The following is a 24,501-nucleotide window of genomic DNA, read 5'->3' as shown; positions in this document are numbered from 1 at the left end:
TCAATAGTTAGAACGAGGCGGTAGCATGGCGTCGTGACCACAGCGAGGGCGAGCCGCGGCCGGATCGACAAGCGGCAGGCCATTCTCGACGCGGCGCTGACCGTCTTCGCCCGGCGCGGCTACGCCCAGGCCTGCGTCCAGGAGATCGCCGACACGGCGGCCGTCGCGAAACCGACGGTGTACAACCACCTGACCGACAAGGAAAACCTGTTCCGCGAGGCGATTTCGGCCGCCGCGGACACTGTCGGCGCGGTGGCGGAGACCGCCCTCGAACCTTTGCGCGCGCCCGGCGCGGATCTCGGGGCCGCCCTCGGCGAGACCGCGGTGCTGCTGTTGCGCACCTGCTCGGACGAGCGGGCGCTCGCCCTGCACCGGCTCACCTACGCGCAGGCCGCGGATTTTCCGGACCTGGTCGATACGGTGTTGCGGCGCACCACGATTCGCCTGCGCGAGACCCTCGCCGATCGGTTGGCCCGGCTGGCGCTGGCCGGGCGACTGCGGCACAGCGATCCAACCGTCGCCGCCGAACAGTTCCTCGCGCTGCTCAGCGGGCCGCTGGAAGCCCGGACGCACCAAGGCAATCGGGCGATTTCGGCGGCGGAATTGCAGGCCATCGCCGAGGCGGCCACCGACACGTTCCTACGCGCCTATCTCGCCCGGGAAGAGACAGCGTAAGCGCTACGAAGCCGGGCGAGGCGAGGGATGACCTCGCCCCGCCCGGGAAGTGCCTTGCCGGATGCGGCGTCAGCTGCTGAGCGCGTCCTGCTCGGCCTTGCGACGCATGTTCTCGGCGACCTCGGCCTCCCAGGCCTGGTTGGCCTTGGTGGTGTCGACCTCGAATTCGAAGCGCTGCACCATCTTCGGATCGATATCCGCCACGTCCACGTAGAACTGCTCGTACCAGCGACGCAGCTGATAGACCGGTCCGTCCTCCTCGGTCAGCAGCGGGTTCTCGATCTTGGACTTGTGCTTCCAGATCTCGACGTCCTGCAGGAAGCCCTCGCCGATGCCCTTGGTCATCTTCTTGGCGATGCGGTCGGCCGTGGCGTCGTCCACCCCGGTCGGCTTGCGCACCGACATGCCGTACTGCAGCACGAACGCGTCCTGCGAGATCGGGTAGTGGCAGTTGATGAGCACCGTCTCCAGCTCGAATCCGCTGTAGTTGTTGGTCAGCGGATTCACCATGTAGGACGGGCCGAAGTAGGAGGCCACCGACTTCAGCGTCGAGTTGCCGCCGTACTGGGTGGCCATGCCCTTGTCCGGGCGGGCGGTGGAGTCCAGGTACTGGGTGGCGACGTGGCCCTCGAAGACGTTCTTGAAGTACGTCGGGTAGGCGAAGTGGATGTAGAAGAAATGCGCCATGTCCACGACGTTGTCGATGATCTCGCGGCAGTTGGAGCCCTCGATCACCATGGACTCCCAGGTCCATTCGGTCCAGCCGTCGGACAGCCCTTCGGTGCCGTTGCCGTCCGCATCGGTGTACGGCCCCTCGATATAGGGGATCGTCACCTCGTCGGTCGGCGGATTGCCCTCGTGGTCGTGCCAGACGAACAGCTGCCCATTGCGCTCCAGCGTGGCCCACGACCGGGTCCGCGCCAACGGCGGCACCCGCCGTGCATAGGGAATCCCGGTGCACTTGCCGTTCCCGCCCCAGCGCCAGTCGTGGAACGGGCAGGCGATCGAATCACCTTTGATCTCACCCATACTCAGGTCACCGCCCAGGTGGCGGCAGTAGGAATCCAGCACATGCAGTTCCGACGAGCTGTCCGCGAACACCACCAGCTTGGTCCCGAACGCCGACACCTGATGCGGCTTCCCGTCCCGAAAGTCCTTGGCCAGCCCCAAACAATGCCAGCCCCGGGCATACCGGGTAGGCGCGGTCCCCACATCGATCTCCCGGACCTTGCCGACCCGGCCCTGCGGCGCCACTGCCATGAGAACCCTCCCACTCGCATCAAACTAGAACGTGTTCTAATCACGGTCGCTTAACACGGTACCGCGCATCGGTACTCATGGGTAGCCCCACCACGACGAAGGCCCCGGCACCACAGTGCCGAGGCCCTCGAAAACCCTTGCGTCAGTTCAGGCCGGCATACGAGTGCAACCCGCTCACCACGATGTTGATGATGAAGAGGTTGAAGAGCATGGCGACGAAACCGGCGATGTTGATCCAGGCGGCCTTGGTGTCGCGCCAGCCGGAGGTGGCGCGGGCGTGCAGGTAGGCAGCGTAGAGGACCCAGGCGATGAAGGAGCAGGTTTCCTTGGGGTCCCAGCCCCAGAAGCGGCCCCAGGCGGCCTCGGCCCAGATGGCGCCGAGAATGACGCCGGCGCCGAAGATGGGGAAGCCGATGATGGTGGTGCGGTACGCGAGGCGGTCCAGCAGCTGGGCGTCGGGGAGGCGGCGGGCCAGCTGGCCGAAGATGTTGTCGGCCTCCGCGCCGGCGGGCTGCCAGAGACGGAAGAGGAACAGCAGGCTCGCCACGCCGGAGACCAGGAAGACGCCGGAACCGATCGAGACGACCGTGACATGCACGGGCAGCCAGTAGGACTTCAGCGCCGGGACCACGGGGGCGGCGTCGATGTGCAGCTTGGTGCCCGCCAGGAACAGCAGGATCAGCACCGGCACCAGCAGGAACGACCACATGCCCCGGTAGCGCTGATCACGCAGCAGCACCAGACCCAAGAGCACGGCGGCGGCCGTGGCCATGCTGATGAACTCGAACATGTTGCCGAGCGGGAAGCGGTGGGTTGCGAAGCCGCGCAACACGATCGAGGCCGCGTGCACGCCGAAGCCGACGAACAGGACCGCGAAGGCCATATTGCCCAGGCGTTCGGCGAAGGGGCGCTGTTCGCCGCGCGGGGCCACCTTGCCCGGCACGTCGGCGGGCGGCTCGTCGACGGTCGCGGAACCGCCGCCGGCGGTGACCAATTGGCGTGCGGTGGCCGGGACCGTGCGGGTGAGGGCGAACTGCCACACCAGCATGATCCAGACCAGCGCGTAGATCACCACGGCCGACTTGAACGCGAGATCGCTGTAGGAGGCGATGGTTTCGTCGATCGGCATTACTTGTCTCCCGTCAGCAGCCGCTCACGCAGGCGGTCGAATTCGCCGCCCCACCCGGCCTGGTCGGTGCGAGCCAGTCCGCCCATTTCTACTACGGTACGTCGTACCCCATCGGCGGGCGCGCCGGGGTACACGCGCAGCCAGATGCGGCGGCGCTTCACCAGCAGCGACACCAGCAGGCCCGCCATCATGGTCAAGGCCGACACCAGCACCCACTGCTGCGCCGGATCGTGCGAGACCTGCAGGTTCACGAATTCTTCCGCGCCGTCGAAGGTCACCTTGGTGCCGTCGGGCAGGCTCGCGGACTCCCCCGGCTTCAGGTTCACGCGCTGTTGCTTGACCAGCCGACCCTGCTTGATCATCTCCTGATCCAGCGCGAACAGCGACTGCGCGCGACCGGTGTCCAGCCCGGTATCGCCCTGATAGATGTCGATCGCCACGGCCGGATCCTTCATGGCCGGATACATGGAGGTGAGCAGCTGCCCGTGCAGCAGCGCGGTCGGCGCGAACAGGCCCTGGATGGCGACCTGATGCTTGCGGCGCTCGTCCTCGTTCGGATACATGCCGCCCGGCGGATCGATGCGCAGCACGCCCGAGGACAGGAAGGTGGTGGCGTCGTCCGGCTTCCACTGAACGGCCTCGGTGCGGGTCTGGCCGTTGGGGAAGGTCACCGTGAACTTGGGCGCGAAACCGTGGCCCTGCAAATACACTCGGTCCCCCGCCACCCGCAGCGGGTGATTGACCTGGATGGTCGCGTCCCGCCAGGCGCCGGAGTTCAGATCCTTACCGGTCTGGTACTGGATGTCCGAGGTGAACATGGACGCCTGGCCGTTGTCGAGGTAGTCGGCCTTGAAGTCCTTGACCCGCACGCACATCGGGGCCAGGCCGGTGCCGTCGTTCACATTGCCGGCGCGGAAGGAGTCGAAGACCGCGGGCGAGGTGGTGCAGAAACCCGGGCCGTCGTCGGCGAGCACGACCACATTGCCCTCGTAGCCGAACAGTTTGCCGATCGCCACCGCCGCCAGCAGACCCACCAGCGCGAGATGGAACACCAGATTGCCGAGCTCGCGGGTGTAGCCCTTCTCGGCCGAAAGGGTCAGCTCCCCTTCACGATTGCCCGGCGCGACCACCGTGCGCCAGCCGCGCATCTGGGTGCGGGCGCGCTCGATGACCTGCTCGGGGCTCTCGGCATCGGCGCCCTCGTAGTGCAGCGGCAGCCGGGACAGGTTGCGCGGCGCCTTGACCGGCGGCGTCCGCAGCGCCCGATAGTGGTCCAGGCAGCGCGGCAGGATGCAGCCGACCAGCGAAACGAACAGCAGCACATAGACGGCCGTGAACCAGACGCTGGAGAACACGTCGAACAGTTCCAGCCGATCCATCCACGGGCCCAGGGTCGGGCGATTGCGGATGTAGTCGGCGACCTTGCCCGCGTTCAGGCTGCGCTGCGGCAGCAGCGCGCCCGGGATGGCGGCCAGGGCCAGCAGGAACAACAGCATCAGCGCGGTGCGCATGCTGGTGAGGCCGCGCCAGACGTTGCGCAGCACGGCGAGCGCGCGGCGCATCGGGGGCTGACGCGGCGGACGGGCAGGGGCGCTGGGGGTTTCGATGGTGGCAGTCATGTCAGATCGGCAGGGTCACATTCGAGACGAAGGCGTCGCGGACCCAGGAGACGAACTGGTCCCACGCCCCGGTCACCAGGGCGATGCCGACGGCCACCAACAGCAGCCCGCCGATCACCTGAATGGTGCGGGAATTACGGCGCAACCAGCCGACGCCGCGCAATGCGGTCGCCGAACCGAAGGCCAGGATCACGAAGGGCAGGCCCAGGCCGAGGCAGTAGGCCACGGTGAGGGCGACGCCGCGAATCGCGGTGGCGCCCTGGGTGCCCGCCGACACCGCCATCACACCCGACAGCGTCGGGCCCAGGCACGGTGTCCAGCCGAGCGCGAACACCGCGCCCAGCAACGGTGCGCCGATGATGCCGCTCAGGCGGCGCGGCTCCATGCGGGTGTCGCGCTGCAGCGCCGGAATGAGGCCGATGAAGGCCAGCCCCATCACGATGGTGACGACGCCGCCGACGCGTTGCAGCATCTCGCGATTCAGGTTCACCAGCTGGATCGCGCCGAACACCGCGGCCGTGGCCAGCACGAACACGACGGTGAAGCCGGCCACGAACAGGCCCGCCGCGCCCGCCACCCGCAGTCGTGCCGAATTGCGGCCCGCCACCGCGGTTTTGGCGTTCTTGGCCGAATCCACCGTCACCGGCGGGGCCTCCGCGCCGACCACACCGGCCAGATAGGACAGGTAGCCGGGCACCAGCGGCACCACACACGGCGAGGCGAACGAGACCAGACCCGCCAGCAGGCACGCGCCCAGGGCCAGGACGAGCGGTCCGGTCGCGGCGGTCTGCTGGAACGAATCCCCCACGCCGGCAAGCACGGTCACGTGATTCACGACTGCTCCCCCGCGAGCTTGTCGACCACCGGCCGCAGATCCTCGGCCAGCAGCGCGCGCAGGAACACCGCCGCCACCCGATGCTGCTTGTCCAGCACGATGGTGGTGGGGATGACGCTGGTCGGGAACTTGCCGCCGAGCGCGAGCAGGCTGCGCATGGACGGGTCGTAGATCGAGGGGTAACCGACCTTGTTGTCGGTCACGAAATCTTGAGCCTTGTCCTTCTGATTGTCACGGACATTGATGCCCAGGAAGGCGACGCCGTTGTTCTTGCTCGCCTCGTACACCTGCTCCAGCGCCGGGGCTTCCGCGCGGCACGGGCCGCACCACTGGCCCCAGATGTTCAGCACCACGACCTGGCCCGGGAAATCGTCCACGCCGACGGTCTTGCCGTCGTGCATGAGATCCGAGCCCGACAGCTTGCCGATGGTGCCGCGGGCGGACGGCGGATCGTAGAAGATCTCGGTCTTGCCGCCCGGGGAGACGAAATCGAAGGTGCCGCCCTGCGCCACCGCGTCCTTGCCGGCCGTCGTGCACCCGGCCAGCAGCACCGTCGCGCACAGACCCGCCAGCAGCGCCGCCGCGCGCCGGAACGGGCGCGCGGCCGGGGACGTCAGGGCGGCTCTCATGCTCCGGTCACCGCGGGATCCGACGCGCCGGCCGGTTCCGAGTACACGATGTCGATCAACGTATCGCCTTGGTAGACAAGGGAAGTCAGGGAAGCCAGCGAGCACTGCCGCTGGCGCGGATCGTGCCACAGCCGCTGGCCCTGCAGGAAACGGCGCAGCGTCCACACCGGCAGCTGATGCGAGACCAGCACGGCCTCGCGACCGGCGGCCTCCACGCGGGCCTTGTTCACCGCGGCCAGCATGCGGTGCGCGATCTGCAGATACGGCTCACCCCAGGACGGGGTGAACGGATCGCGCAGCTTCCACCAGTGCCGGGGCTTGCGCAGCGCGCCGTCACGCGCCGAAACCCGCAGGCCCTCGAAGGTATTGCCGGCCTCGATCAAATTCTCGTCGGTCCGGACGGTGAGCCCGTGCGAGATCGCGATCGGCTCCGCGGTCTCCTGCGCCCGCTGCAACGGCGACGCCACCACCAGCGCGATATCGTGATCGGCCAGCGCCCGCGCCACCGTCTGCGCCTGCGCCCGCCCCGTCACCGACAACTGAAACCCGGACAACCGCCCGTACAACACCCCCCGCGGATTGTGCACCTCACCATGCCGCATGACATGCACAATGGTCTCCACATCGGAAGCCACATCCCCGGGCAACACCAACCCACTTGCCCTGAGCGAAGTTTCGCCCGCGTCCGACGCGGCAGCCCGATCATCTCGCCCCTCAACGGCGTCATCCTGCCCACCGGCCGCGGCGCTTTGGGCACCAGCCGCGTGGTCCTGGGAGTCGACCGCATCGGCCTGTGCCGAGGCGGCATTCGCCTCGGCAGCGGAGTCGGTCGACTGCTCCGTAGCCGGATCGACCTCGACCACCACCTCGGCCGTGAACGCCGCGGACTGCACGAACTCCGAAACCCCCGCGACCGCCTCGGCATCACCCGTCTCCGCCGCGAATTCATCGGCGGCACTGGCAACGGCCGCGAACACCTCCGCCGCGGACCGCACCGGCACCGCCTCCTCGAACCGAGCCTCGGCCGCACCCACGGCCCGCTCGTCCGCCGTCGCGACCGCGGCACCGAACGCGGCCGCATCCGAACCAGCCAGCGGCACAACCCCTTCGGCATCCACGGACTCGGTCCCGGACGCGCCCGCTTCACGATCGGCAGCGGATCCTTCCGCGGTGTCGATGGCGACGGCAGCGGGATATTCGTCGACCGGATTCGCGTCCTCGCTCGCCGGGGCGGCAATCTCGTCGCCCGCGGTCACCGAAGCCCCGGATGCCGAGTCGGCCGGGCCGGTAGCGGAGTCGTCGCGCCCGACAACCGGGGCCGAGGAGGCGGTCCCTTCTGCGCCGGTAGCCTCAGACTCGCCCGAAACATCCGATTCAGCAGCTGATTCGGCAGATTCACGCCGGTCACCCGTGGCGCTGGCATCGCTCGACTCCGTCGGGCGGCTGGCCTGCGCGTCGTTGGGCGCCTCCTCGGAGGACCCGTGCGAAGCCGCGGACTCGGCGGTATCGGCCGGCGAGGGCTCGGGGTTATGCGCGGCGGGTTTGCCGGAATCCGTTGCGGCGGTGGCGTTGCTCGACTCCGTCGCCCGTCCGGCCTGCGCGTCGCTGGGCGCCTCCCCGGGGGACCCATGCGCCGCGGACTCGGCGCAATCGGCCGGGGACGACTCGGGGTTGTGCGCGGCGGGTTTGTCGGAATCCGTTGCGACGGTGGCGGGTTCGGTGGTCGGGGAGACGGCTATGTGTTCGCCGGTGACGGCCAGGTCGTGTTCGGCCTGGCGGATGGAGTCCAGCAGGCGGGTGGCGTCGGCGGGGGTGAGGGGGGCCTCGTGGGGGGTGGGGGACGGTAGGCCGGAGTCGGGGTGGGCGGAGCTCACGCGGCGGATCCTTCGGGGGTGGCGGCCGCCGCGGCGCGCGCGGCGGCGGGGAGGGCGGCGGCGATGCGGTCGAAAGCGTTCTCGTCGAGAGCGGCCGAGACGAACCAGGCTTCGAAGGCGCTCGGCGGCGCGTACACGCCGGCGTCCAGCAGCGCGTGGAAGAAGGCTGGGAAACGCCAGGTTTCGCTCGCTTTGGCGGCGGCGTAGTCGGTGACCGGGTTCTCGGCGAAGAACACGCTGACCATATTGCCCGCGAATTGCACCCGATGTGCGACGCCCTCGGCGGTCAGCGCCTCGGTCATGAGCGCACCCAGGCGCTCCGCGTTCTTGTTCAGCGTCGCGTACACCTGCTCGTCGGCATTGCGCAGCGTCGCCAGGCCCGCGGCCACCGCGACAGGGTTCCCCGACAGGGTGCCCGCCTGATACACCGGCCCCAGCGGCGCCAAGCGATTCATGATGTCGGCGCGGCCGCCGAACGCCGCGGCCGGCAGGCCACCGCTCATCACCTTGCCGAAGGTGTAGAGGTCACCGGCCACCCCGTCGATGCCGAACCAGCCCGAGTGGCTCACCCGGAAACCGGTCATGACCTCGTCCATGATGAGCAGCGCGCCATGCTCGGTGGTGAGCTTGCGCAGTCCCTCGTTGAAGCCGGGCACCGGCGCGACCGCACCCATATTGCCCGCCGCGGCCTCGGTGATGACACAGGCGATCTGGCCCGGATTCGCCTCGAACGCCGCGGCCACAGCCGCAAGATCGTTGTAGGGCAGCACGATGGTGTCCGCGGCCTGCGCGCCGGTGACGCCCGGCGAGGTCGGCAGACCCAGGGTGGCCAGACCCGACCCGGCGTCGGCCAGCAGCGCGTCCACATGCCCGTGGTAGCAGCCGCTGAACTTCACGATCTTCGACCGCCCGGTGAAGCCGCGCGCCAGCCGGACCGCGCTCATGGTGGCCTCGGTGCCCGAGTTCACCAGCCGCACCCGATCGACCGGGGCGACCCGGCCCGCGATGGCCTCGGCGAGTTCGATTTCCGCCTCGGTCGGCGCGCCGAAGGACAGCCCGCCCGTGGCCGCCCGCTGCACCGCCTCGACGACCGCCGGATGCGCGTGCCCGAGAATCATCGGACCCCACGAGCACACCAGGTCCACGTACTCGTTGCCGTCGGCGTCGGTCAGCGTGCAGCCGCGCGCGGACGCGATGAATCGCGGTGTCCCGCCCACGGAGTTGAACGCGCGCACGGGCGAATTCACGCCGCCCGGAATGACCGCCGCGGCGCGTTCGAAAAGTTGGGCCGAGACCGGGACCGACACCTGGCTCACACGCGGAGAAGAACTCACGGCACCCAGTCTCTCAGCCGCCCCCACCCGCGTCGACGACAGGGTGTAGTCGAGTGGCCCCTCCCACAGTGCTGTGTCAAATTGCCCTCCGCTTCGCTCCGGGCGGGTTCGCGGGCAGGCCCAGGGAGGTGGGTGCCGTGGAGGTCTTGTTCTTCCCTCCCTCCGCTCCTCCGCTACGCTCCCCCGCTCCACTCAGTCCAGAACAAGCGCTCCATAGGCCTGCGCTTGGGCCGCGAACCTGAAGGTGCAACACGCCGAAGTGGAATTCGGACAACATTATTCGCTACATGATTGCTGATGCGTAATGTCTCGACGCAGGAGACTGCTTCGGAGAGAAGGCGGGACGTATGCGGGTCGTGCTGTTCGGGGTGGGAGTCGTCATGGCGGCGGTCGGGGTGGCAGCGGGCGCGGGCGCCGCGGCTGCCGGGGTTCCGATCGTGCAGATCGATCAGGGCCGGGTGGGAATGCTGCTGTCGCACGACGAAACGGTGGCCGTCGCGGACGGCCCCACGCCGGCGGTGGTCAGTATGTTCGTGCCCTTGAGCCGGATGGGCGCGGGACTGCAGCCGGACACCAGGATCACCAAGGACGAGAAAGGTGGCGTCCATGCCTCACTGCGGCAGGTGATCATGGAAGCGGGCGATCATCCCGACGGCAATGTGCTGATCTACGTCAATGCCCCAGGCACTCGCGGCGGGCGTGTGCTGGATGTTTACCAGAACTGGGGCTGATCCCTCCGAGCGAGCGGGCGGCGGCGGCACGGTCTGCGGGCGCGCCGCCGCGACCAGCCCTCGAACGATTCGCTACGAGAGCGGAATCCCCAGGCAGAACGCTGCCCATCCGGTGGAGAGCAGGCAATTCAGCTGGGGCGGTAGTAGGTCCTGCCAGGATGTCGCCACCAGGTGCGACCGGTAATCCGGGACGGCATCGACCGGAGCGGCGACGGCCGGAGCCGCCGCCACAGCGCCGACGACACCCGTGGCCAGCACCGCGGCCGCGACGCGTTTCACGAGATCTGTGCGCTTCATGTCCACCATTGTCAGCGCTTACCCGGCAGGACCCCTAGACAAACAGCGACTTCGCACCCCCGCCGCACGGTGTGTCGACCGCCGGTGTGTCGGCCGGACCGGAGCGCCGCGGTCGGCGAAAAGCTCAGCGCGCCCGCCGAAATGCCCTGGCCAGCACGTCGACTGCCACCAGCCCGGCCCCGATCGCCAGAATCGCGGCGCCCGCCAGCCACGGCCCCACGTACCGGGTCGCGGAGAACGCGGGCGCGTCGCCCTGCGGCGCGAACACGGTGGTCCGAATGCCGTTGTGCCAGCACCACACCGCCGCCGCCACCAGGATCGGCACGAGCACGAATTCGGCGAACACGGTCGGCCACCGCATCACTGCGCCTCCTTCTCCTCGGCCTTCTCACCATCCGGCCCGCGCAGCGCGGCCGTCAACTCGGCGCGCAGCGTGACATGGTCGCGCGCCCAGGCCTGCACCAGCCGGCCGTCGGTCAGTTTGAGCCCGATTCCCTTGCGCCGCCGCGGCACTCCGGTCAGCTCCCCGAGCGCCCGCGCCGACTGCCAGTCCTCATAGTCCCAGGACTCCTCGTCATCCTCCGGCAGCACCTCGGCGATATCGTGCAGCGCCACGGTTTCGGTGCCCTCGCGCAGGCTCTCGGGGGTCAGTTCGACACTGATGTGCCGCCGGCCCGCCACCACCTGCAGCCACACGAATCCGGCCAGCAGCAGCGCACAGAAGACCAGCCCGAACCAGTGCACCGCCCCGCCGCGAATCACCTCGATCAGCAGGATGATCGCGCACAGCGCGGGTCCGTAGGCGATGGTCCGCCAGCGCGCGCCGGGCTCGGCGAACAACACGGCCCCGGGGGCGTCGGTGGGCTCACTCATGGGTCGAGCGTAGAGATCGCGGAATCGCTCAGTGGGCCAGGCCCGGAATCAACAGCACGGCGAGGGTGAGCAGTCCGAACAGGACCAGCAGGCTCAGCACCAACACATCTCGCCGCAGGCTGTGCGGCTGCTGGATCACCACTCGCATCGTTGCCTCCGCCTTCCCGGAACCAACGCGCCATACCACAACGTCTGGCGATCGGCTTCCGGTTCCCAAAATATATGTGACTGCCCTCACCATACCCGTTAGTACGCTCGTAACAAACTCGGGAGTACCTACCGCGCCGGCGGACGAAAGAACGCCTCGGATTCGCTTCGATAGCACAGGAATACAGCGCCGCAGGCCAGCACCGCCTGCACGATTCCGGCGCCGCCGGCGACCAGCGCGGCCACACCCTCCTTGACCCCGATACCGAACAGCGTGCTCACCGCCCCGATCACCAGGAAGACCCCGAAACCGGTGAGAAGCGCTCGCGCCCAGTTCTTTCCGCGCCCCAGCTGGTACACCACCGCCACCCCGGCCCCGGTCAGCACCAACCAGAACACCGCCACCACCACGAACACCACGACCGTCCACACCTGCACCTGAGCCAGCGTGACGGTCGGCTCCCGATCCTTGACCTGATCGAACATCTGCTGCGCCAGCTCGTGCCGCTGCCCGAACTGCGCGAGCAGCGAGGCGATCAACTGCACCAGCCCGACACCCAGTGCGGCATACCAGAGTTGGCCGGCGGTACGGACGTCTTCCGGAGCCGGGCGGCGCGAAATGCCCGGCGGGACCATCGGATTCACGACAACAGCTACCCGGTCCCGCTCACGCCAGCCAGTGCGCGGCCTCGGTGGCCCAGTAGGTGAGCACCATGTCCGCGCCCGCACGCCGGATACCCAGCAGCGACTCCAGCACCGCGCCCTTGCGATCGATCCAGCCGTTGCGGGCGGCCGCGGTGATCATCGCGTACTCGCCGGAGATCTGATAGGCCGCAACCGGCACGGTGGAACGGTCGGCGACCTCGCGCAGAATGTCCAGATACGACATGGCGGGCTTCACCATGACGATGTCCGCGCCCTCCAGCAGATCCAGTTCCAGCTCCCGGATCGCCTCCCGGCGGTTGGCCGGATCCTGCTGATAGGTGCGGCGATCGCCCTGCAGCGAGGAGCCGACCGCCTCCCGGAACGGGCCGTAGAACGCCGAGGCGTACTTGGCGGCGTAGGCGAGAATGCCGGTGTCCGCGTATCCGGCGGCATCCAGACCCTCGCGGATCGCACCCACCTGGCCGTCCATCATGCCGCTGGTGCCGAGCAGATCCGCGCCGGTTTCGGCCTGTGCCAGCGCCATTTCCACGTAGCGGGTCAGGGTGGCGTCGTTGTCGACGGCGCCGGCGGCGTCCAGCACGCCGCAGTGCCCGTGGTCGGTGAACTCGTCGAGGCAGGTGTCGGCCATCACCACGGTCGACCCGCCGACCTCGTGGACCAGGGCGCGCAGACCGCGGTTGAGGATCCCGTCCGGATCGCTCGCGCCGCTGCCCTGCGCATCCTTGTCCTCGGCCTTGGGCACGCCGAACAGCATGAGCCCGCCCACGCCCGCGGCCACCGCCTCCACGGCGGCCTTGCGCAGCGAATCCATGGTGTGCTGGAAAACGCCTGGCATGGAGGAGATCTCGCGCGGTTCGTCGAGCCCGTCGGCGACGAACATGGGCAGGATCAGGTGCCGCGGCTCCAGACTGGTCTCGGCGACGAGCCGACGCATGGCGGGAGTGCGGCGCAACCGCCGAGGGCGGTCCATTCCGGTCATGTTCGCATGATATGCCCGGACGCGAAACCGGCTGCGCGCGCCTCGTCCGGTCCGGCGCGGCTGACCTTGAAAGCCATTGTGAGCAGCGGATTTTGTCGGTGACAGCGGGTAGAATCGAAGATGTGTTCGATGGGGCCGCATTTCGGTGCGGCCCCGGATCGCGACGGGAGGAATGGTCGTGCTCGCAGCTGTTACCAGCATGTCCGACAAGGCGAACCGGGCCGCAGGGGTGCCCAGGAAGGGGGAGGCGATCGACCACGCGTGGACGCCGCTGGCCAAGCAACCGCTGCCCGCCGGGCGGCCGCGCACGTGGTACATCTCGCACAATCGGCGGCTGAAGGCCATGCGCCTGGCCATCGCACTCCTGGACTCCGGCTCCTTCAGCCCGGACCAGGCAACGAACGAAAAGATCCGCGAGACAGCCGAAGTCGTGGGCGTGCACTGGCCCTCCGACGCCACCTGCCGCATGGTCCGCCGCCTGATGTCCGCCCAGCGCTGACCCCGCCCACCACAACGTTGCCGCGGTCCATACCGGAAGCGGCAATGGCCGGACGCTTGGCACGTCGGGGAGCGTCCAGCACCCGGGGCACCCCTGCACCGCCCCGGGCACCTTGAAAACGCAATCGGCCCCGCATCCTCCGATGCGGGGCCGATTGTCGCAACAACCCGACTGTCGTAACAACAAGATCAGGGCGCTCTCACCGCGGAATTTTGTCCGATTCACCGCGCTGAGGACTCCCTGATCTTGTTCCACCATGTGGAGGCGCACCCCGCCGCCGAAACGACTTCGGGCCCCACATCATTGGATGCGGGGCCCGAAGTCGGGTTCGACGCCGAGTTAGCGGCTGCGGCGGCTCTTCTTGCGCGGCGGGGGCAGCAGGCCCTCGGCGCGCAGGTGGGCGGCGTGCTCGGCGAGTGCCTCGACCAGCGGGCCGACCTGGGCCACCTCGGGCTGAACGTCCACCCGCAGGCCGAATTCGATGGCGGTCTCGGCGGTTTTGGGGCCGATGCACGCCACGATGGTGCGGGCGTGCGGCTTGCCGGCGATGCCGACCAGGTTGCGCACGGTGGAGGACGAGGTGAACAGGACCGCGTCGAAACCGCCGGTCTTGATCATCTCGCGGGTCTCCGCGGGCGGCGGGGACGCGCGCACGGTGCGGTAGGCGGTGACGTCGTCGATCTCCCAGCCGCGGTCGCGCAGCCCCTCGGCGAGGGTCTCGGTGGCGATGTCCGCGCGCGGCAGCAGCACCCGGTTGACCGGGTCGAAAACGTCGTCGTAGGGCGGGAAGTCGGCCAGCAGGCCCTCGGAGGACTGCTCACCCGACGGCACCAGTTCCGGATTGATGCCGAACGAGCGCACCTTCTCCGCGGTGGCCTCGCCGACGCAGGCGATCTTCACGCCGCTGAAAGCCCGTGCGTCCAAACCGAATTCGCCGAACTTCTCCCACACCGCGCGCACCGCGTTGGTGGAGGTGAACACCACCCACTGGTAGCGGCCGTCGACCAGGCCCTTGACCGCGCGCTCCATCTGCGCGGGGCTGCGCGGCGGCTCGACCGCGATGGTCGGCACCTCCATCGGGATCGCGCCGTGCATGACGAGCTTCTCGCTCATCTCACCGGCCTGCTCCTTGGTGCGGGGCACCAGGACCGTCCAGCCGTAGAGCGCGCGCGACTCCCACCAGGACGTCTTGGCGCGCTTGTCCACTTCCTTGCCGACCGTGACCACCAGCGGGCCGACCAGTTCGGAAGCGGCGTTGTTCAGCGTGGCCAGCGTGGCGTCGATGGTGCGCTGCTGCCGGGTGGTGCCGCGCACGGTCACCGCGACCGGCGTCTGCGGCGCCATCCCGTGTTCCACCAGCGCGGACGCGGTCTCGGCCAGATGCCCGGAGGTGGCGTGCAGCACCAGCGGACCCGGCGCGGCCGCCACGGCCGCCCAGTCCACCTCGCCGCGCACATCCACCTCGGTGTGGCTGGAACCGATCTCGATGCCCGCGTAGGCCGGCACCGTGGTGCCCGCCGAAAGGCCCGGCAGCACCTCGAAGTTCAGATGCGAGCGGGTGACGGCGTTGATCTCCTGGATCACCGAATCGGTGGTCATCGGATCGCCGGACACCAGGCGCACCACGTCGAAACCATTGCGCGCCTCGGCGATCAGCGTCTTGGCGACCTCGGCGGCGTCGCCCAGCGCGGGCCGCACGTCCACCGGGCGGGTGCCGTCCGCGTTCTCCTGCACCGCGGTGCCGATCAGGGCGAGCACGCCCTTGTCGACATCGGGATCGGTGAACGCCAGCGTCGCCCGGCCGATCACTTCCCGGGCACGCACGGTGAGCAGCGCCGGGTCACCGGGGCCTGACCCCACGAAAAGGATCCGGCCTGGATTCTTCTTCGTCACTCGGCTCACGGCTGCTCCTCGCTAGCGCTCGTCACAACCGTGCCCGTGGGCGCTGTGTCGTTGATTCGCTCGCTGCGCTCGCTCATCGCTTGTTCTCCATTGGGCTGGGATTGCTGTCGTCGGTGAGCTCAGCGGAATCCGCTGTGGCGCTGAGCAGTTCGCGCGCCCCCAGCTCCAAGAGCTCGCGCGCCAGTGCGCGACCCAGTTCCTCGGCTTGCGCCACTGGGCCGACCACTGAAGCCCGGATCACATCCGAGCCGTCGATCGCCGCCGCGCAACCGCGCAGCGACAACTCCTCCACCACCCGGCCGTCGTCGTCGAGCGATTCGACGACCTCGGCCAGCGCACCGATCGGCGCGGTACAGCCGGCCTCCAGTTCGGCCAGCAACGCCCGCTCCGCGGTGATCGCGGCACGGGTGCCGGGATCGTCGAGAGCGGACAGGATGGTCACGAGTTCGGTATCGGTGCTGCGGCATTCGACCGCCAGCGCGCCCTGCGCCGGGGCGGGCAGCATCTGCACCGGTTCGAGCGATTCGGTGACGGCATCGAGGCGGTCGATGCGGGCCAGCCCCGCCCGCGCCACCACGACGGCATCCAGGTCACCGTTGACGACCTTGGAAATCCGGGTGTCGAGATTGCCGCGCAGCGGCACGATCTCGAGGCCGAGACCCAGCGCCTTCAACTGCGCGGAACGCCGCGGCGCGGACGTGCCCACGCGCGCCCCCGGCGGCAGCTCGCCCAGCACCAGGCCGTCCCGCGCGACCAGCGCGTCCCGCGGATCCTGGCGGGCCGGAATCGCCGCGATGTCGAACAGCGGGTCCTGCGCGGTCGGCAGATCCTTGTACGAGTGCACCGCGATATCGACGCTGCCCGCGGCCAATTCCTCGCGCAGCGCGGCGGTGAAGACCCCGACCCCGATCTTCGACACCGGATCGGTGGCGTTCTGATCACCCGCGGTCTTCACGATGACCAGCTCGGCCTGCTGACCGTTGGCGATCAGGGCGTCCCGCACGTGCCCGGCCTGGGTGAGGGCCAGCAGACTCCCGCGGGTGCCGATGCGCCACGGCGCCTCCGCTGTTCCGCGGACGGTTGTCTCGTTCTCGTGCACCATAGCTCCGGTCATGCGGTCACCCCCGGTTCGTCACCCGGATGGGCGGCGGTGAAATCGTCGGCCAGTTCGCCCTGCAGGGCGGAGATCTCCATCGGCGCGGCGACCGCTTGTGCCGCACCGGGTTTGAGCTCGAACAGTTCGCGCAACGCCTCGGCGTAGCTGTCGCCGCCGGGAGTGGAGGCCAGCTGTTTGACGCGCACGGTCGGCGCGTGCAGCAGCTTGTCGACCACCCGGCGCACCGTCCGGGCGACCTCCTCGCGATCCCCCGATTCCAGGCCGGGTAGTCGGGAATCCAGGCGTAGCAGCTCAGCCTCGACCACATCGGCGGCCATCTGGCGCAGCGCGGCCACGGTCGGGGTGACCTCGGCCATGCGCTGTCCGGCAAGGTATTTGGCGAGTTCGTCGGCCACGATGGTGCGCGCGGCGGCGGTGTCGTCGGCGGCCGCGCCGGCCGACGGATCGCGCTGCAGCGTCTCCATGTCGATGACGGTCACGCCCGGCAGCCCCGCCACCGCGTGATCCACGTCGCGGGGCAGACCCAGATCGCAGATCACCAGTTCGCGTCCGGCGCTTGCGGTTCCGGCCTTGGCCGACAGCGCGTGATGCACGTCCGCGAGGGTCACCACGGTGCCGACCGCGCCGGTACAGGTGACCACCACGTCCGCGGCGACCATGGCCTCGTCCAAGCGGTCGATCTCGATGGCCTCGGCGTCGACACCGTGCATGGTGGTCGCCGTATTGGCCAGGCGCTGCGCCTTTTCCAGGGTTCTGTTGACCACCAGGATCTTCGCCGCCCCGCCGCGCGCCAGCTGCGCCACCGCGAGCCCGCCCATCGCGCCCGCGCCCAGCACCAGCGCGGTGCGCCCGGCCAGCGGACCCTGCACCGCGCGCGCCCGATCCAGCGCCACCGACACCACCGACGCGCCCGCGCGATCGATCCCGGTCTCGGAGTGCACCCGCTTGCCGACCCGCAGCGCGTGCTGGGCCAGCTCGTGCAGGGTGCGCCCGGACGCCTGCTGGGCGTCCGAGGCGGAGTAGGCGGCGCGGATCTGGCTGAGGATCTGCTGCTCGCCGACCACCATCGAATCCAGGCCCGAGGCCACCGCGAACAGATGCTCGGCCGCCGCCTCCGCGTAACGCACGTAGGCGTGCTTGGTCAGCTCCGGCAGCGGCAGACCCGAATGCCGGGTGAGCAATTCGCCGATCTCGCCCAGCGCCGGGTGGAAGGCGTCGACGACCGCGTACACCTCGATGCGGTTGCAGGTGGAGACGATCATGGCCTCGGAGACGTGACTGGAGGCCAGCATCTTGTCGGTCAGCTTGGGCCGGTCGGTCTCGGTGATGGCGATCTTCTCGAGCACCGACACCGGTGCGCTGCGATGCGAGATCCCGACGAGAAGCACACTCATGGCTGGACCACCGCTCCCTTGCTGGTTGTGTCCGCGGTTTGAATCGTCGCCACCCGGCGGATGGGGGTGGACACCACGCCGACGTCGGCGGTGACCACACCGGCCGCGGCGATGCTCATCGCTTCCTCGGCGGCCGATTCCGCGTTGCGGGCCCGCTCGAACGACAGCAACTGCATCTCCACCGCGAGATCCACCCGCCGCACCTCGACCGTGGCGGGCGCGTCGAGCGCCAGCGCCGAAAAGCTCAGAATGCACTGCACACCCGCGTCGACCAGCAGATCGCATACGCCCTGCGCGGCGGTGTCGGGCACCGTGATGACGGCGATGGTGGGCTCCAGAGTGGCCACGGCGTCGGCCAATTCGGCCACATCGCGAACGACCAGTCCGCACACGGCCGTGCCGATCACCGCCGGATCGTTGTCGAACAGCCCGACCATGGCGAAACCACGCCGCCGGAAACCGCCGTAGCCGACCAGCGCCCGGCCCAGATGACCCGCGCCGACCAGCACCACCCGATGGCCCTCGGACAGACCGAGCACATCCTCGATGCGGTCGCGCAGCTTGATCACGTCATAACCGACACCGCGGACGCCGTTGGGCCCCAGGAACGAAAGATCCTTGCGCAACTTCGCCGAACCGACACCCGCCGCGACAGCCAGTTCCTCACTCGATACGATGGCTACACCGTCGTCGGCGAGCACGGCGAGCACGCGGAGATAGGTCGCCAGCCGGGCCACCGTGGCCTGCGGGATGTCCTTCTGCAGAGCCTTGGAGACGCCAGTGGGCGGCGTCTCGTGCTGCTCTGTCACGTCGCTTGCGCTCCTCGTCCGGCCGGGGGTGAGTGTCCGGGTTCTTTTGTCGACCCGACGCCGGGAGACCGTCGCGGTCGTCCCTTGACGGGGGATACCGCCAGGCGAGGTCGAGTCAGGTTCAGGGGGTCGCTTCCGCATGAACGCGGGTTGCGTGCCACCACCGTAACCGCTTGTGAAGCCCTGCACAAAGTCGGTGAATTCAGTCACTTTGCGGCGGGCTCCGGCCCCGGGTTCATTCAACCCTCATCAGCGCGAACCCGCTACGCAACACACCGGAGGGGGACACGGGGAACGGGAACCGGTTCACCGTGCCCCGCGCAGCCCCGCGGCGATCCCTATTTCGCGAGGTCGGCGCGCAATCGCGGCTCGTCGACGTCGAAATAGCTGTGCTCACGGCCGTCCAAGAGCACCACCGGCAGCCGATCCCCGTATTCGGCGCGCAGGCCCGGATCGGTCGCGGCGGCCGCGTCCACATCGACCGTGGCGACCTCGATGCCGAACTCCGCGCAGATCGGACGCAATTGTTCGAGTGCCGTATGGCACAGTCCGCAGCCCGCGCGGGTCAACAGCGTCACACCATGTGTCGAATCGCTCATAGCACCCATCTAACAACTTCCCGTTATGTCGATCGCCGTCTACGTTCCGGCCATCCCTGGGCGTTACTGTTGACTTGTCGCGCTAATGAGGCGGAGGTACTGGTGCCGGAACGTTCGAAAGAGCCGGGGGCGGGATTCATCGCGGGACGCTTCGGCGAGTTCGCGCCGCGCTGGGGTCAGGGCCTGGCCGACCTGCAGGATCAGTTCAACCGCATCACGCGCAGCCCCTTCGGTCCCAGCGAGGAGGAGGTGCGCGCCAATCTGGCCGGTGAGGCCAGCGCGGACGCCGCCCTCGCCCTGCACGACGCCGAACTGGCCCTGCGCGGCGAGGACGACGACACGCCGCCCCGATCGGTTCCGCGCGATCTCACCGCGGCCGCGTTCTTCGACGTGGACAACACCATGGTGCAGGGCGCGTCGATCGTGCACTTCGCCCGCGGGCTGGCCGCGCGCAAGTACTTCAAGACCTCCGACCTCGTCGACATGGCGTGGAAGCAGGTCAAGTTCCGGGTGACCGGCAAGGAGAACCATTCGGACATGGCCTCGGGCAAGGAGAAGGCGCTGTCGTTCATCGCCGGCCGCCCGACCGCCGAACTCGCCGCGCTCGGCGAGGAGATCTACGACGAGATCATCGCCGACAAGATCTGGCCGGGCACCCGGGCGCTCGCGCAGATGCATCTGGACGCGGGCCAGCAGGTGTGGCTGGTCACCGCGACCCCGGTCGAACTGGCACAGGTCATCGCCAAACGGCTCGGGCTGACCGGCGCGCTGGGCACCGTCGCCGAGAGCGAGGACGGCGTGTTCACCGGCCGCCTGGTCGGCGACATCCTGCACGGGCTGGGCAAGGCGCACGCGGTGCGCACCCTGGCCATCCGCGAGGGCCTCAACCTCAAGCGCTGTACGGCCTACTCCGACAGCCACAACGACGTGCCGATGCTCTCGCTCGTCGGCACCGCTGTGGCCATCAATCCGGACGCGGATCTGCGCGAGGTCGCCAAGAACCGCGGCTGGGAAATCCGCGACTTCCGCACCGGCCGCAAGGCCGCCAAGGTCGGCGTGCCGACCGCGCTGGCACTCGGCGCGGCGGGCGGCGCCGCGGCTGCGGTGCTCTCGCGTAAGCGCGAAGCCAAGGCGAGCTGACCAGTCTGAGTATGTCGGGGCGACAACTGATCTCGTGAGATCTGGGTAACTCACCGGGTGCGACCGAAATAGGTTGGGCACCCGGCCGGTGGCACGGGTGCCCAACTCCAACGGCTCTCAGCCGCCCGCTGAATATGCGGGGAGGCGGGGGAGCTATCCCGTGAACGGATTACGGCGCTTGATCAGGTTCTTGTAGAGCGTGCCCTGAATGGTTTCGCGGACCTGGTCGGTGATTTCGAACATCGTCATCGGATCGTCCGCATCCGTGGGTTCGTATCCGGCGGTCGAAATCGGTTCGCCGAATTCGATGTACCACTTGGACGGGAACGGGATCGCGCCCAGCGGGCCCAGATGCGGAAACAGCGGCGTCACCGGGAAATACGGGATGCCGAGCAGGCGCGCCAACGGTTTCAGATCCGCCAGCTTCGGATAGATCTCCTCCGAACCCACGATCGAGCACGGAATGATCGGCACCCCGGTGCGCACCGCCGCCGACACGAAACCGCCACGGCCGAACCGCTGCAGCTTGTACCGGTCCGCGTACGGCTTGCCGATGCCCTTGTAGCCCTCCGGGAACACGCCCGCGACTTCGCCCGCGCGCAACAGCCTTTCGGCATCCGCCGGGCAGGCCAGGGTGTGGCCGGCCTTGCGGGCCAGCCCGCCCACGATCGGCGTCTCGAAGATCAGGTCCGCGGCCAGGATGCGCAGCGCCCGCTGCTTGGGGTGCCGGTCGTGCACGGCCAGCTGCAGCATCAGCCCGTCCAGCGGCACGGTGCCGGCGTGGTTGGCGACGATCAGCGCGCCGCCCACCTCCGGCACGTTCTCGATGCCCGACACCTCGACCCGGAACCACAGGTCCGACAGCGGCCGCAGCATCGGCAGGATCACCGATTCGAGCAGGTGCTCGTCCAAACCGAATTCGTCGACCTGGTAGTCGCCGGTGAGGCGGCGGCGCGCGAAATCGGCGGTGTAGCGAACCCCGTCGGCGACGGTCCCCCGGATCAGCTCGCCCAGCGACTTGGGCTGACGCGCTTCGACTTCGGCGAGCCGATCGGTCAGCGAGGTCACCGGGGTCAACGCGGCCGGCTCCCCCACCGGCCACACCCGAGACGGGCGATTGTGCCGCGTCTCGAAGTCGACGTCGTGAAGTCGAATCACCTTCGCTACATCACTCATTGGTGTGCTCCCGTCCCGGCCCCCAGCAGGCCGAGAAGTTTGTTCTCTGCGGCGTCGATCCACGCGGGATCGATCACGGGCCGCAACGCTGCGCCCCCTATGAAGTCGTCGAATGCCTGCACCGTGGTCCAGCGCGGTTGGAATCCGAGGTCGGTGCGCATCCGGGTGGTGTCCAGACCGCAGCCGAAATGGAAATAGTCGATCTGCTCGGCGGTGAATTCCCGCATCACCGGACCCATGACGGTGCGCCCGACGGTGCGGAAAACCGCGTACGGGACCGGTAATTCGACCCGCCCGGCCCGGCGGATCGCCTGCGACAGCGCCATCGCGCCGTCCCCGGCCACATTGAAGGTGCCACCCGGGGCCGTCATGGCCCCGTGCACCAGGGCGGCGATGCCGTCCTCCTCGTGCAGCAGCTGCATGCGCGGATCCCGGCCCAGGATGGTGGGCGTGATCGGCGAACGGAAATACTGCACACCGCGTTTGGCCAACTGCGGACCCACGATCGGCGGAAACCGCAGAATGGCCGCCGAGATATCCGGGCGCCGCCGCGCCAGGCCGCGGACGAAACCCTCCACCTCGATCATGTCGCGCGCGAACCAGCCGCGCGGCGGGGTGCGCGCGCTCATTTCCTCGCTGAATTTCACCGGGTCCTTGGCGCTGCAGCCGTAGACCGCAGACGAGGAGCGCACCACCACGCGCCGCACGCTGGATGCCTTGCGGCACACCGCGAACAGCTGCATGGCGCCCAGCACGTTCATATCCTTCATGGCGGCGCGGCCGCCACCCGAGGGCGGGCGCGAGAGCGCGGCCGGATGCACCACCGTGTCCACCTGATTGCCGTCGATCACCTTGCGGATCAACGGATTTCGAATATCGGCGCGCACGAATTCGGCACGGCCCGTGCGGCGCAGCAACTCCCGGCTGGGCTGTTTGGCGTCCACGGCGATGACGCGCTCGACGGCCGGGTCGGCGGCCAGCCTGGCCACCACATTGCCGCCGAAGAACCGGCTCGCACCGGTCACCATCACCACCTTGGGCGCCTGCCCGTCCCGGGTCCCTGCCGCACCGGATCCCACTCGCAGCCCCCATCTCTATTTATTCCCGCGCGTCCAGGGTAACCGGCGGGTAGGGACCATCCGAAGGGTATTAACCAGGATCTAACGATGACTTCAATCACCTGATAAATAACGAAAGCCCGCCACCGACGGTGACGGGCTTCCAGCTACGCAGCGGCTTACTTGCCGAGTTTGCGACGCTGAACACGCGTGCGGCGAAGCAGCTTGCGGTGCTTCTTCTTCGACATGCGCTTGCGGCGCTTCTTGATCACAGAACCCATAGGGTTGTTCCTCGCGTTCTCTCGGGTCATCCCCGCTTCCGCGGGGTGCACACTGTCTGACCCTGCACAGTCCCTACCCGATACGGGCCGAGATGGACCCGGCGGCACCACCGGCACGTACAGGATGCCGGTCCATGCTACCGGGCCACTCTCCGGCGAACGAAACGGGTGGGGCGGACGGACTACCCCGGCGTTCTACCCAGCGTCGAAGTAGGACGTCTCCAGATAGTCGTGCACCGCCTTGGCGTGTACTCGGAAGGAACGCCCCACCCGCACCGCGGGCAGCTCTCCCGAATGCACCAATCGGTACACCGTCATTTTGGATACCCGCATCAGACTCGCGACCTCGGCGACGGTGAGGAACTGAGTACCTCCGCCGATGACCGAGCTGGCGTTGATTGGGCTGTTTCCGGACCTCGCTTGACTGTTTCCAGACATCATCGCGTCACTGACCTCCGGCACGTCCGCGCCGCCGGCTTCCCCACCGGCGGAACAGACACGCACGTGCTCCTTGAAGCTTAGCGGGACCAGTGGGATTGCTGCGACGGGTGTGAGAAATCAGCCTTTGCTGTGGCGAGTCGGCCTTCGGCAGCAAACCGGCAACCGAGCGGTATTGGAATGCGGGCAACGCGTGCGGCCGCACTCTCCACGTTAGTCCGCGATCGCGCCGAGTTCCTGAGAACGGCGTTTTGCGGCGTGCAAGGCATCGTGGAAAGCCGAACGCACCGCGCCCCGCTCCAACTCCCGCAGACCCGCCGCCGTGGTGCCCGCGGGCGAGGTGACCGCGCCGCGCAATTCCGGAGCGGACTGGCCCGACTCGTCCAGCAGCGCGGCCGAACCGAGCATGGTCTGCACCACCAGCTGGGTGGCCACATCGCGGGTCAGGCCCAGGCCGACCGAGGCGTCGATCATGGCCTCGACGATCAGGAAGAAGTACGCGGGACCCGAACCCGACACCGCGGTCACCGCGTCCATCTGCGATTCCGCGACGGTCACCACCTTGCCGACCGACTCCAGCATCTCGGTGACGAGGGTCAGCTGCTCCTTGCGGGCGTAGCGGCCCGGCGCGATGGCGCTCATGCCCTGGCCCACCAGCATCGGGGTGTTGGACATGACCCGGACCACCGGGAAACCGGCCGGCAGCTTGGATTCGAAACGCCCGGTCGGAATGCCCGCCGCCAGCGAGACGAGCACCTGATCGTGCTCCTCCCCGAGCTCCGCCTTGCCCAGTTCGGCGAGAACGCCGTCCACATCGTTGGGCTTGACCGAGATGACTATCAGATCGGAGGACTTGGCGGCATCGGCGATGTCGTCGGTAGCGCGAATCCCGAACCGCTCGGCCAGCAACTCGCGGCGCGTCTGCACCGGGTCCACCACCACCAAATCCTTGCCGGCCCGCCCGGATTCGAGCAGCCCCGCAATCAGCGCCTCACCGATCCGGCCGCCGCCGATCACCGCAATCCTCGTCATGACTCTCA

The 24,501-nt window shown here is 68.7% G+C and carries 26 protein-coding genes; 4 read left to right on the top strand and 22 right to left on the bottom strand.

The genetic code is table 11. The features are described from left to right. The first annotated feature begins 33 nt into the window (after positions 1-33). On the top strand, positions 34-675 hold the full coding sequence (locus tag D7D52_RS06445) for a TetR/AcrR family transcriptional regulator (protein WP_120735483.1): 642 nt from the start codon (positions 34-36) through the stop codon (positions 673-675). Positions 676-744: 69 nt separating this feature from the next. Here D7D52_RS06445 and D7D52_RS06440 read toward each other — a convergent pair whose 3' ends face one another. From D7D52_RS06440 to hemL, 7 genes are all read right to left on the bottom strand, one after another. Continuing rightward, a complete protein-coding gene (locus D7D52_RS06440) occupies positions 745-1,935 on the bottom strand; it encodes a 3-ketosteroid-9-alpha-monooxygenase, oxygenase component (RefSeq protein ID WP_120735482.1) in 1,191 nt (396 codons plus the stop codon). Between the two features lie 142 nt (positions 1,936-2,077). After that, on the bottom strand, positions 2,078-3,064 hold the full coding sequence (gene ccsB, locus D7D52_RS06435; protein ID WP_120735481.1) for a c-type cytochrome biogenesis protein CcsB: 987 nt from the start codon (positions 3,062-3,064) through the stop codon (positions 2,078-2,080). Then, on the bottom strand, positions 3,064-4,683 hold the full coding sequence (gene resB, locus D7D52_RS06430; RefSeq protein ID WP_120735480.1) for a cytochrome c biogenesis protein ResB: 1,620 nt from the start codon (positions 4,681-4,683) through the stop codon (positions 3,064-3,066). Before resB ends, ccsB begins: the two co-directional genes overlap by 1 nt. A gap of 1 nt (position 4,684) precedes the next feature. After that, positions 4,685-5,509, bottom strand: coding sequence for a cytochrome c biogenesis CcdA family protein (locus D7D52_RS06425; RefSeq protein WP_120743865.1), 825 nt, complete (start codon positions 5,507-5,509; stop codon positions 4,685-4,687). A 5-nt stretch (positions 5,510-5,514) separates the two neighbouring features. Beyond that, complete coding sequence (locus D7D52_RS06420) at positions 5,515-6,147, bottom strand: TlpA family protein disulfide reductase (RefSeq protein ID WP_120735479.1); 633 nt, start codon at positions 6,145-6,147, stop codon at positions 5,515-5,517. Next, entirely contained in the window at positions 6,144-6,749 is a 606-nt protein-coding gene (locus D7D52_RS06415) for a histidine phosphatase family protein (protein WP_120743864.1), read from the bottom strand. Before D7D52_RS06415 ends, D7D52_RS06420 begins: the two co-directional genes overlap by 4 nt. Before the next feature lie 1,268 nt (positions 6,750-8,017). Beyond that, on the bottom strand, positions 8,018-9,355 hold the full coding sequence (gene hemL, locus D7D52_RS06410; RefSeq protein ID WP_120735478.1) for a glutamate-1-semialdehyde 2,1-aminomutase: 1,338 nt from the start codon (positions 9,353-9,355) through the stop codon (positions 8,018-8,020). A gap of 347 nt (positions 9,356-9,702) precedes the next feature. Here hemL and D7D52_RS06405 point away from each other — a divergent pair, with 347 nt between their 5' ends. After that, entirely contained in the window at positions 9,703-10,086 is a 384-nt protein-coding gene (locus D7D52_RS06405) for a hypothetical protein (RefSeq protein ID WP_120735477.1), read from the top strand. Between the two features lie 72 nt (positions 10,087-10,158). Here D7D52_RS06405 and D7D52_RS06400 read toward each other — a convergent pair whose 3' ends face one another. The 5 genes from D7D52_RS06400 to hemB all read right to left on the bottom strand — a co-directional run bounded on the left by D7D52_RS06400 (position 10,159) and on the right by hemB (position 13,048). Continuing rightward, the gene (locus D7D52_RS06400) at positions 10,159-10,383 is read right to left on the bottom strand and encodes a hypothetical protein (RefSeq protein WP_162958177.1); all 225 of its coding nucleotides are present in this window, start codon (positions 10,381-10,383) and stop codon (positions 10,159-10,161) included. A gap of 124 nt (positions 10,384-10,507) precedes the next feature. Then, positions 10,508-10,744 (bottom strand): hypothetical protein, encoded by a 237-nt coding sequence (locus tag D7D52_RS06395; protein ID WP_120735475.1) that lies wholly within the window; start codon positions 10,742-10,744, stop codon positions 10,508-10,510. After that, positions 10,744-11,256, bottom strand: a complete 513-nt coding sequence (locus D7D52_RS06390) for a hypothetical protein (protein WP_120735474.1) — start codon at positions 11,254-11,256, stop codon at positions 10,744-10,746. The genes D7D52_RS06395 and D7D52_RS06390 overlap by 1 nt, the downstream gene beginning before the upstream one ends. A gap of 276 nt (positions 11,257-11,532) precedes the next feature. Further along, positions 11,533-12,039, bottom strand: coding sequence for a hypothetical protein (locus tag D7D52_RS06385; RefSeq protein WP_120743863.1), 507 nt, complete (start codon positions 12,037-12,039; stop codon positions 11,533-11,535). Between the two features lie 31 nt (positions 12,040-12,070). Further along, entirely contained in the window at positions 12,071-13,048 is a 978-nt protein-coding gene (gene hemB / locus D7D52_RS06380; RefSeq protein WP_120735473.1) for a porphobilinogen synthase, read from the bottom strand. A gap of 178 nt (positions 13,049-13,226) precedes the next feature. Here hemB and D7D52_RS06375 point away from each other — a divergent pair, with 178 nt between their 5' ends. Beyond that, positions 13,227-13,547: a hypothetical protein gene (locus D7D52_RS06375; RefSeq protein ID WP_246023665.1), complete on the top strand. Its 321-nt coding sequence runs from the start codon at positions 13,227-13,229 to the stop codon at positions 13,545-13,547. Positions 13,548-13,886: 339 nt separating this feature from the next. On the opposite strand, the gene D7D52_RS06370 is transcribed toward D7D52_RS06375, so the two are convergent. The 5 genes from D7D52_RS06370 to D7D52_RS06350 all read right to left on the bottom strand — a co-directional run bounded on the left by D7D52_RS06370 (position 13,887) and on the right by D7D52_RS06350 (position 19,368). Then, complete coding sequence (locus D7D52_RS06370) at positions 13,887-15,449, bottom strand: bifunctional uroporphyrinogen-III C-methyltransferase/uroporphyrinogen-III synthase (protein ID WP_120735472.1); 1,563 nt, start codon at positions 15,447-15,449, stop codon at positions 13,887-13,889. A gap of 73 nt (positions 15,450-15,522) precedes the next feature. Continuing rightward, a complete protein-coding gene (hemC, locus tag D7D52_RS06365) occupies positions 15,523-16,563 on the bottom strand; it encodes a hydroxymethylbilane synthase (RefSeq protein ID WP_120735471.1) in 1,041 nt (346 codons plus the stop codon). Then, the gene (locus tag D7D52_RS06360; protein ID WP_120735470.1) at positions 16,560-17,960 is read right to left on the bottom strand and encodes a glutamyl-tRNA reductase; all 1,401 of its coding nucleotides are present in this window, start codon (positions 17,958-17,960) and stop codon (positions 16,560-16,562) included. Before D7D52_RS06360 ends, hemC begins: the two co-directional genes overlap by 4 nt. Next, positions 17,957-18,769 carry a redox-sensing transcriptional repressor Rex gene (locus tag D7D52_RS06355; protein ID WP_120735469.1) on the bottom strand — a complete coding sequence of 271 codons (813 nt, stop codon included), beginning with the start codon at positions 18,767-18,769 and terminating at the stop codon, positions 17,957-17,959. Before D7D52_RS06355 ends, D7D52_RS06360 begins: the two co-directional genes overlap by 4 nt. Positions 18,770-19,107: 338 nt before the next feature. Further along, positions 19,108-19,368: a glutaredoxin family protein gene (locus tag D7D52_RS06350; RefSeq protein ID WP_120735468.1), complete on the bottom strand. Its 261-nt coding sequence runs from the start codon at positions 19,366-19,368 to the stop codon at positions 19,108-19,110. A 102-nt stretch (positions 19,369-19,470) separates the two neighbouring features. On the opposite strand from D7D52_RS06350, the gene D7D52_RS06345 reads away from it, so the two are divergent. Then, on the top strand, positions 19,471-20,508 hold the full coding sequence (locus D7D52_RS06345) for an HAD family hydrolase (protein ID WP_425464613.1): 1,038 nt from the start codon (positions 19,471-19,473) through the stop codon (positions 20,506-20,508). 153 nt (positions 20,509-20,661) lie between these two features. Here the strand turns inward: D7D52_RS06345 and D7D52_RS06340 are convergent, their stop codons facing one another. The 5 genes from D7D52_RS06340 to proC all read right to left on the bottom strand — a co-directional run bounded on the left by D7D52_RS06340 (position 20,662) and on the right by proC (position 24,493). Beyond that, positions 20,662-21,684, bottom strand: coding sequence for a lysophospholipid acyltransferase family protein (locus D7D52_RS06340; protein ID WP_120735467.1), 1,023 nt, complete (start codon positions 21,682-21,684; stop codon positions 20,662-20,664). After that, on the bottom strand, positions 21,681-22,712 hold the full coding sequence (locus D7D52_RS06335) for an NAD-dependent epimerase/dehydratase family protein (protein ID WP_187703119.1): 1,032 nt from the start codon (positions 22,710-22,712) through the stop codon (positions 21,681-21,683). The genes D7D52_RS06340 and D7D52_RS06335 overlap by 4 nt, the downstream gene beginning before the upstream one ends. A gap of 209 nt (positions 22,713-22,921) precedes the next feature. Beyond that, positions 22,922-23,023: a 30S ribosomal protein bS22 gene (locus D7D52_RS06330; protein WP_003402602.1), complete on the bottom strand. Its 102-nt coding sequence runs from the start codon at positions 23,021-23,023 to the stop codon at positions 22,922-22,924. Positions 23,024-23,218: 195 nt separating this feature from the next. After that, a complete protein-coding gene (locus D7D52_RS06325) occupies positions 23,219-23,461 on the bottom strand; it encodes a helix-turn-helix domain-containing protein (protein WP_425464665.1) in 243 nt (80 codons plus the stop codon). Between the two features lie 213 nt (positions 23,462-23,674). Further along, complete coding sequence (gene proC, locus D7D52_RS06320) at positions 23,675-24,493, bottom strand: pyrroline-5-carboxylate reductase (protein WP_120735466.1); 819 nt, start codon at positions 24,491-24,493, stop codon at positions 23,675-23,677. Positions 24,494-24,501 lie beyond the last annotated feature (8 nt).

The organism is Nocardia yunnanensis, assembly GCF_003626895.1.
Lineage (GTDB): Bacteria > Actinomycetota > Actinomycetes > Mycobacteriales > Mycobacteriaceae > Nocardia > Nocardia yunnanensis.
Note: the sequence above shows the minus strand (reverse complement) of the source record. Positions and strands in the feature narration are given on the sequence as shown.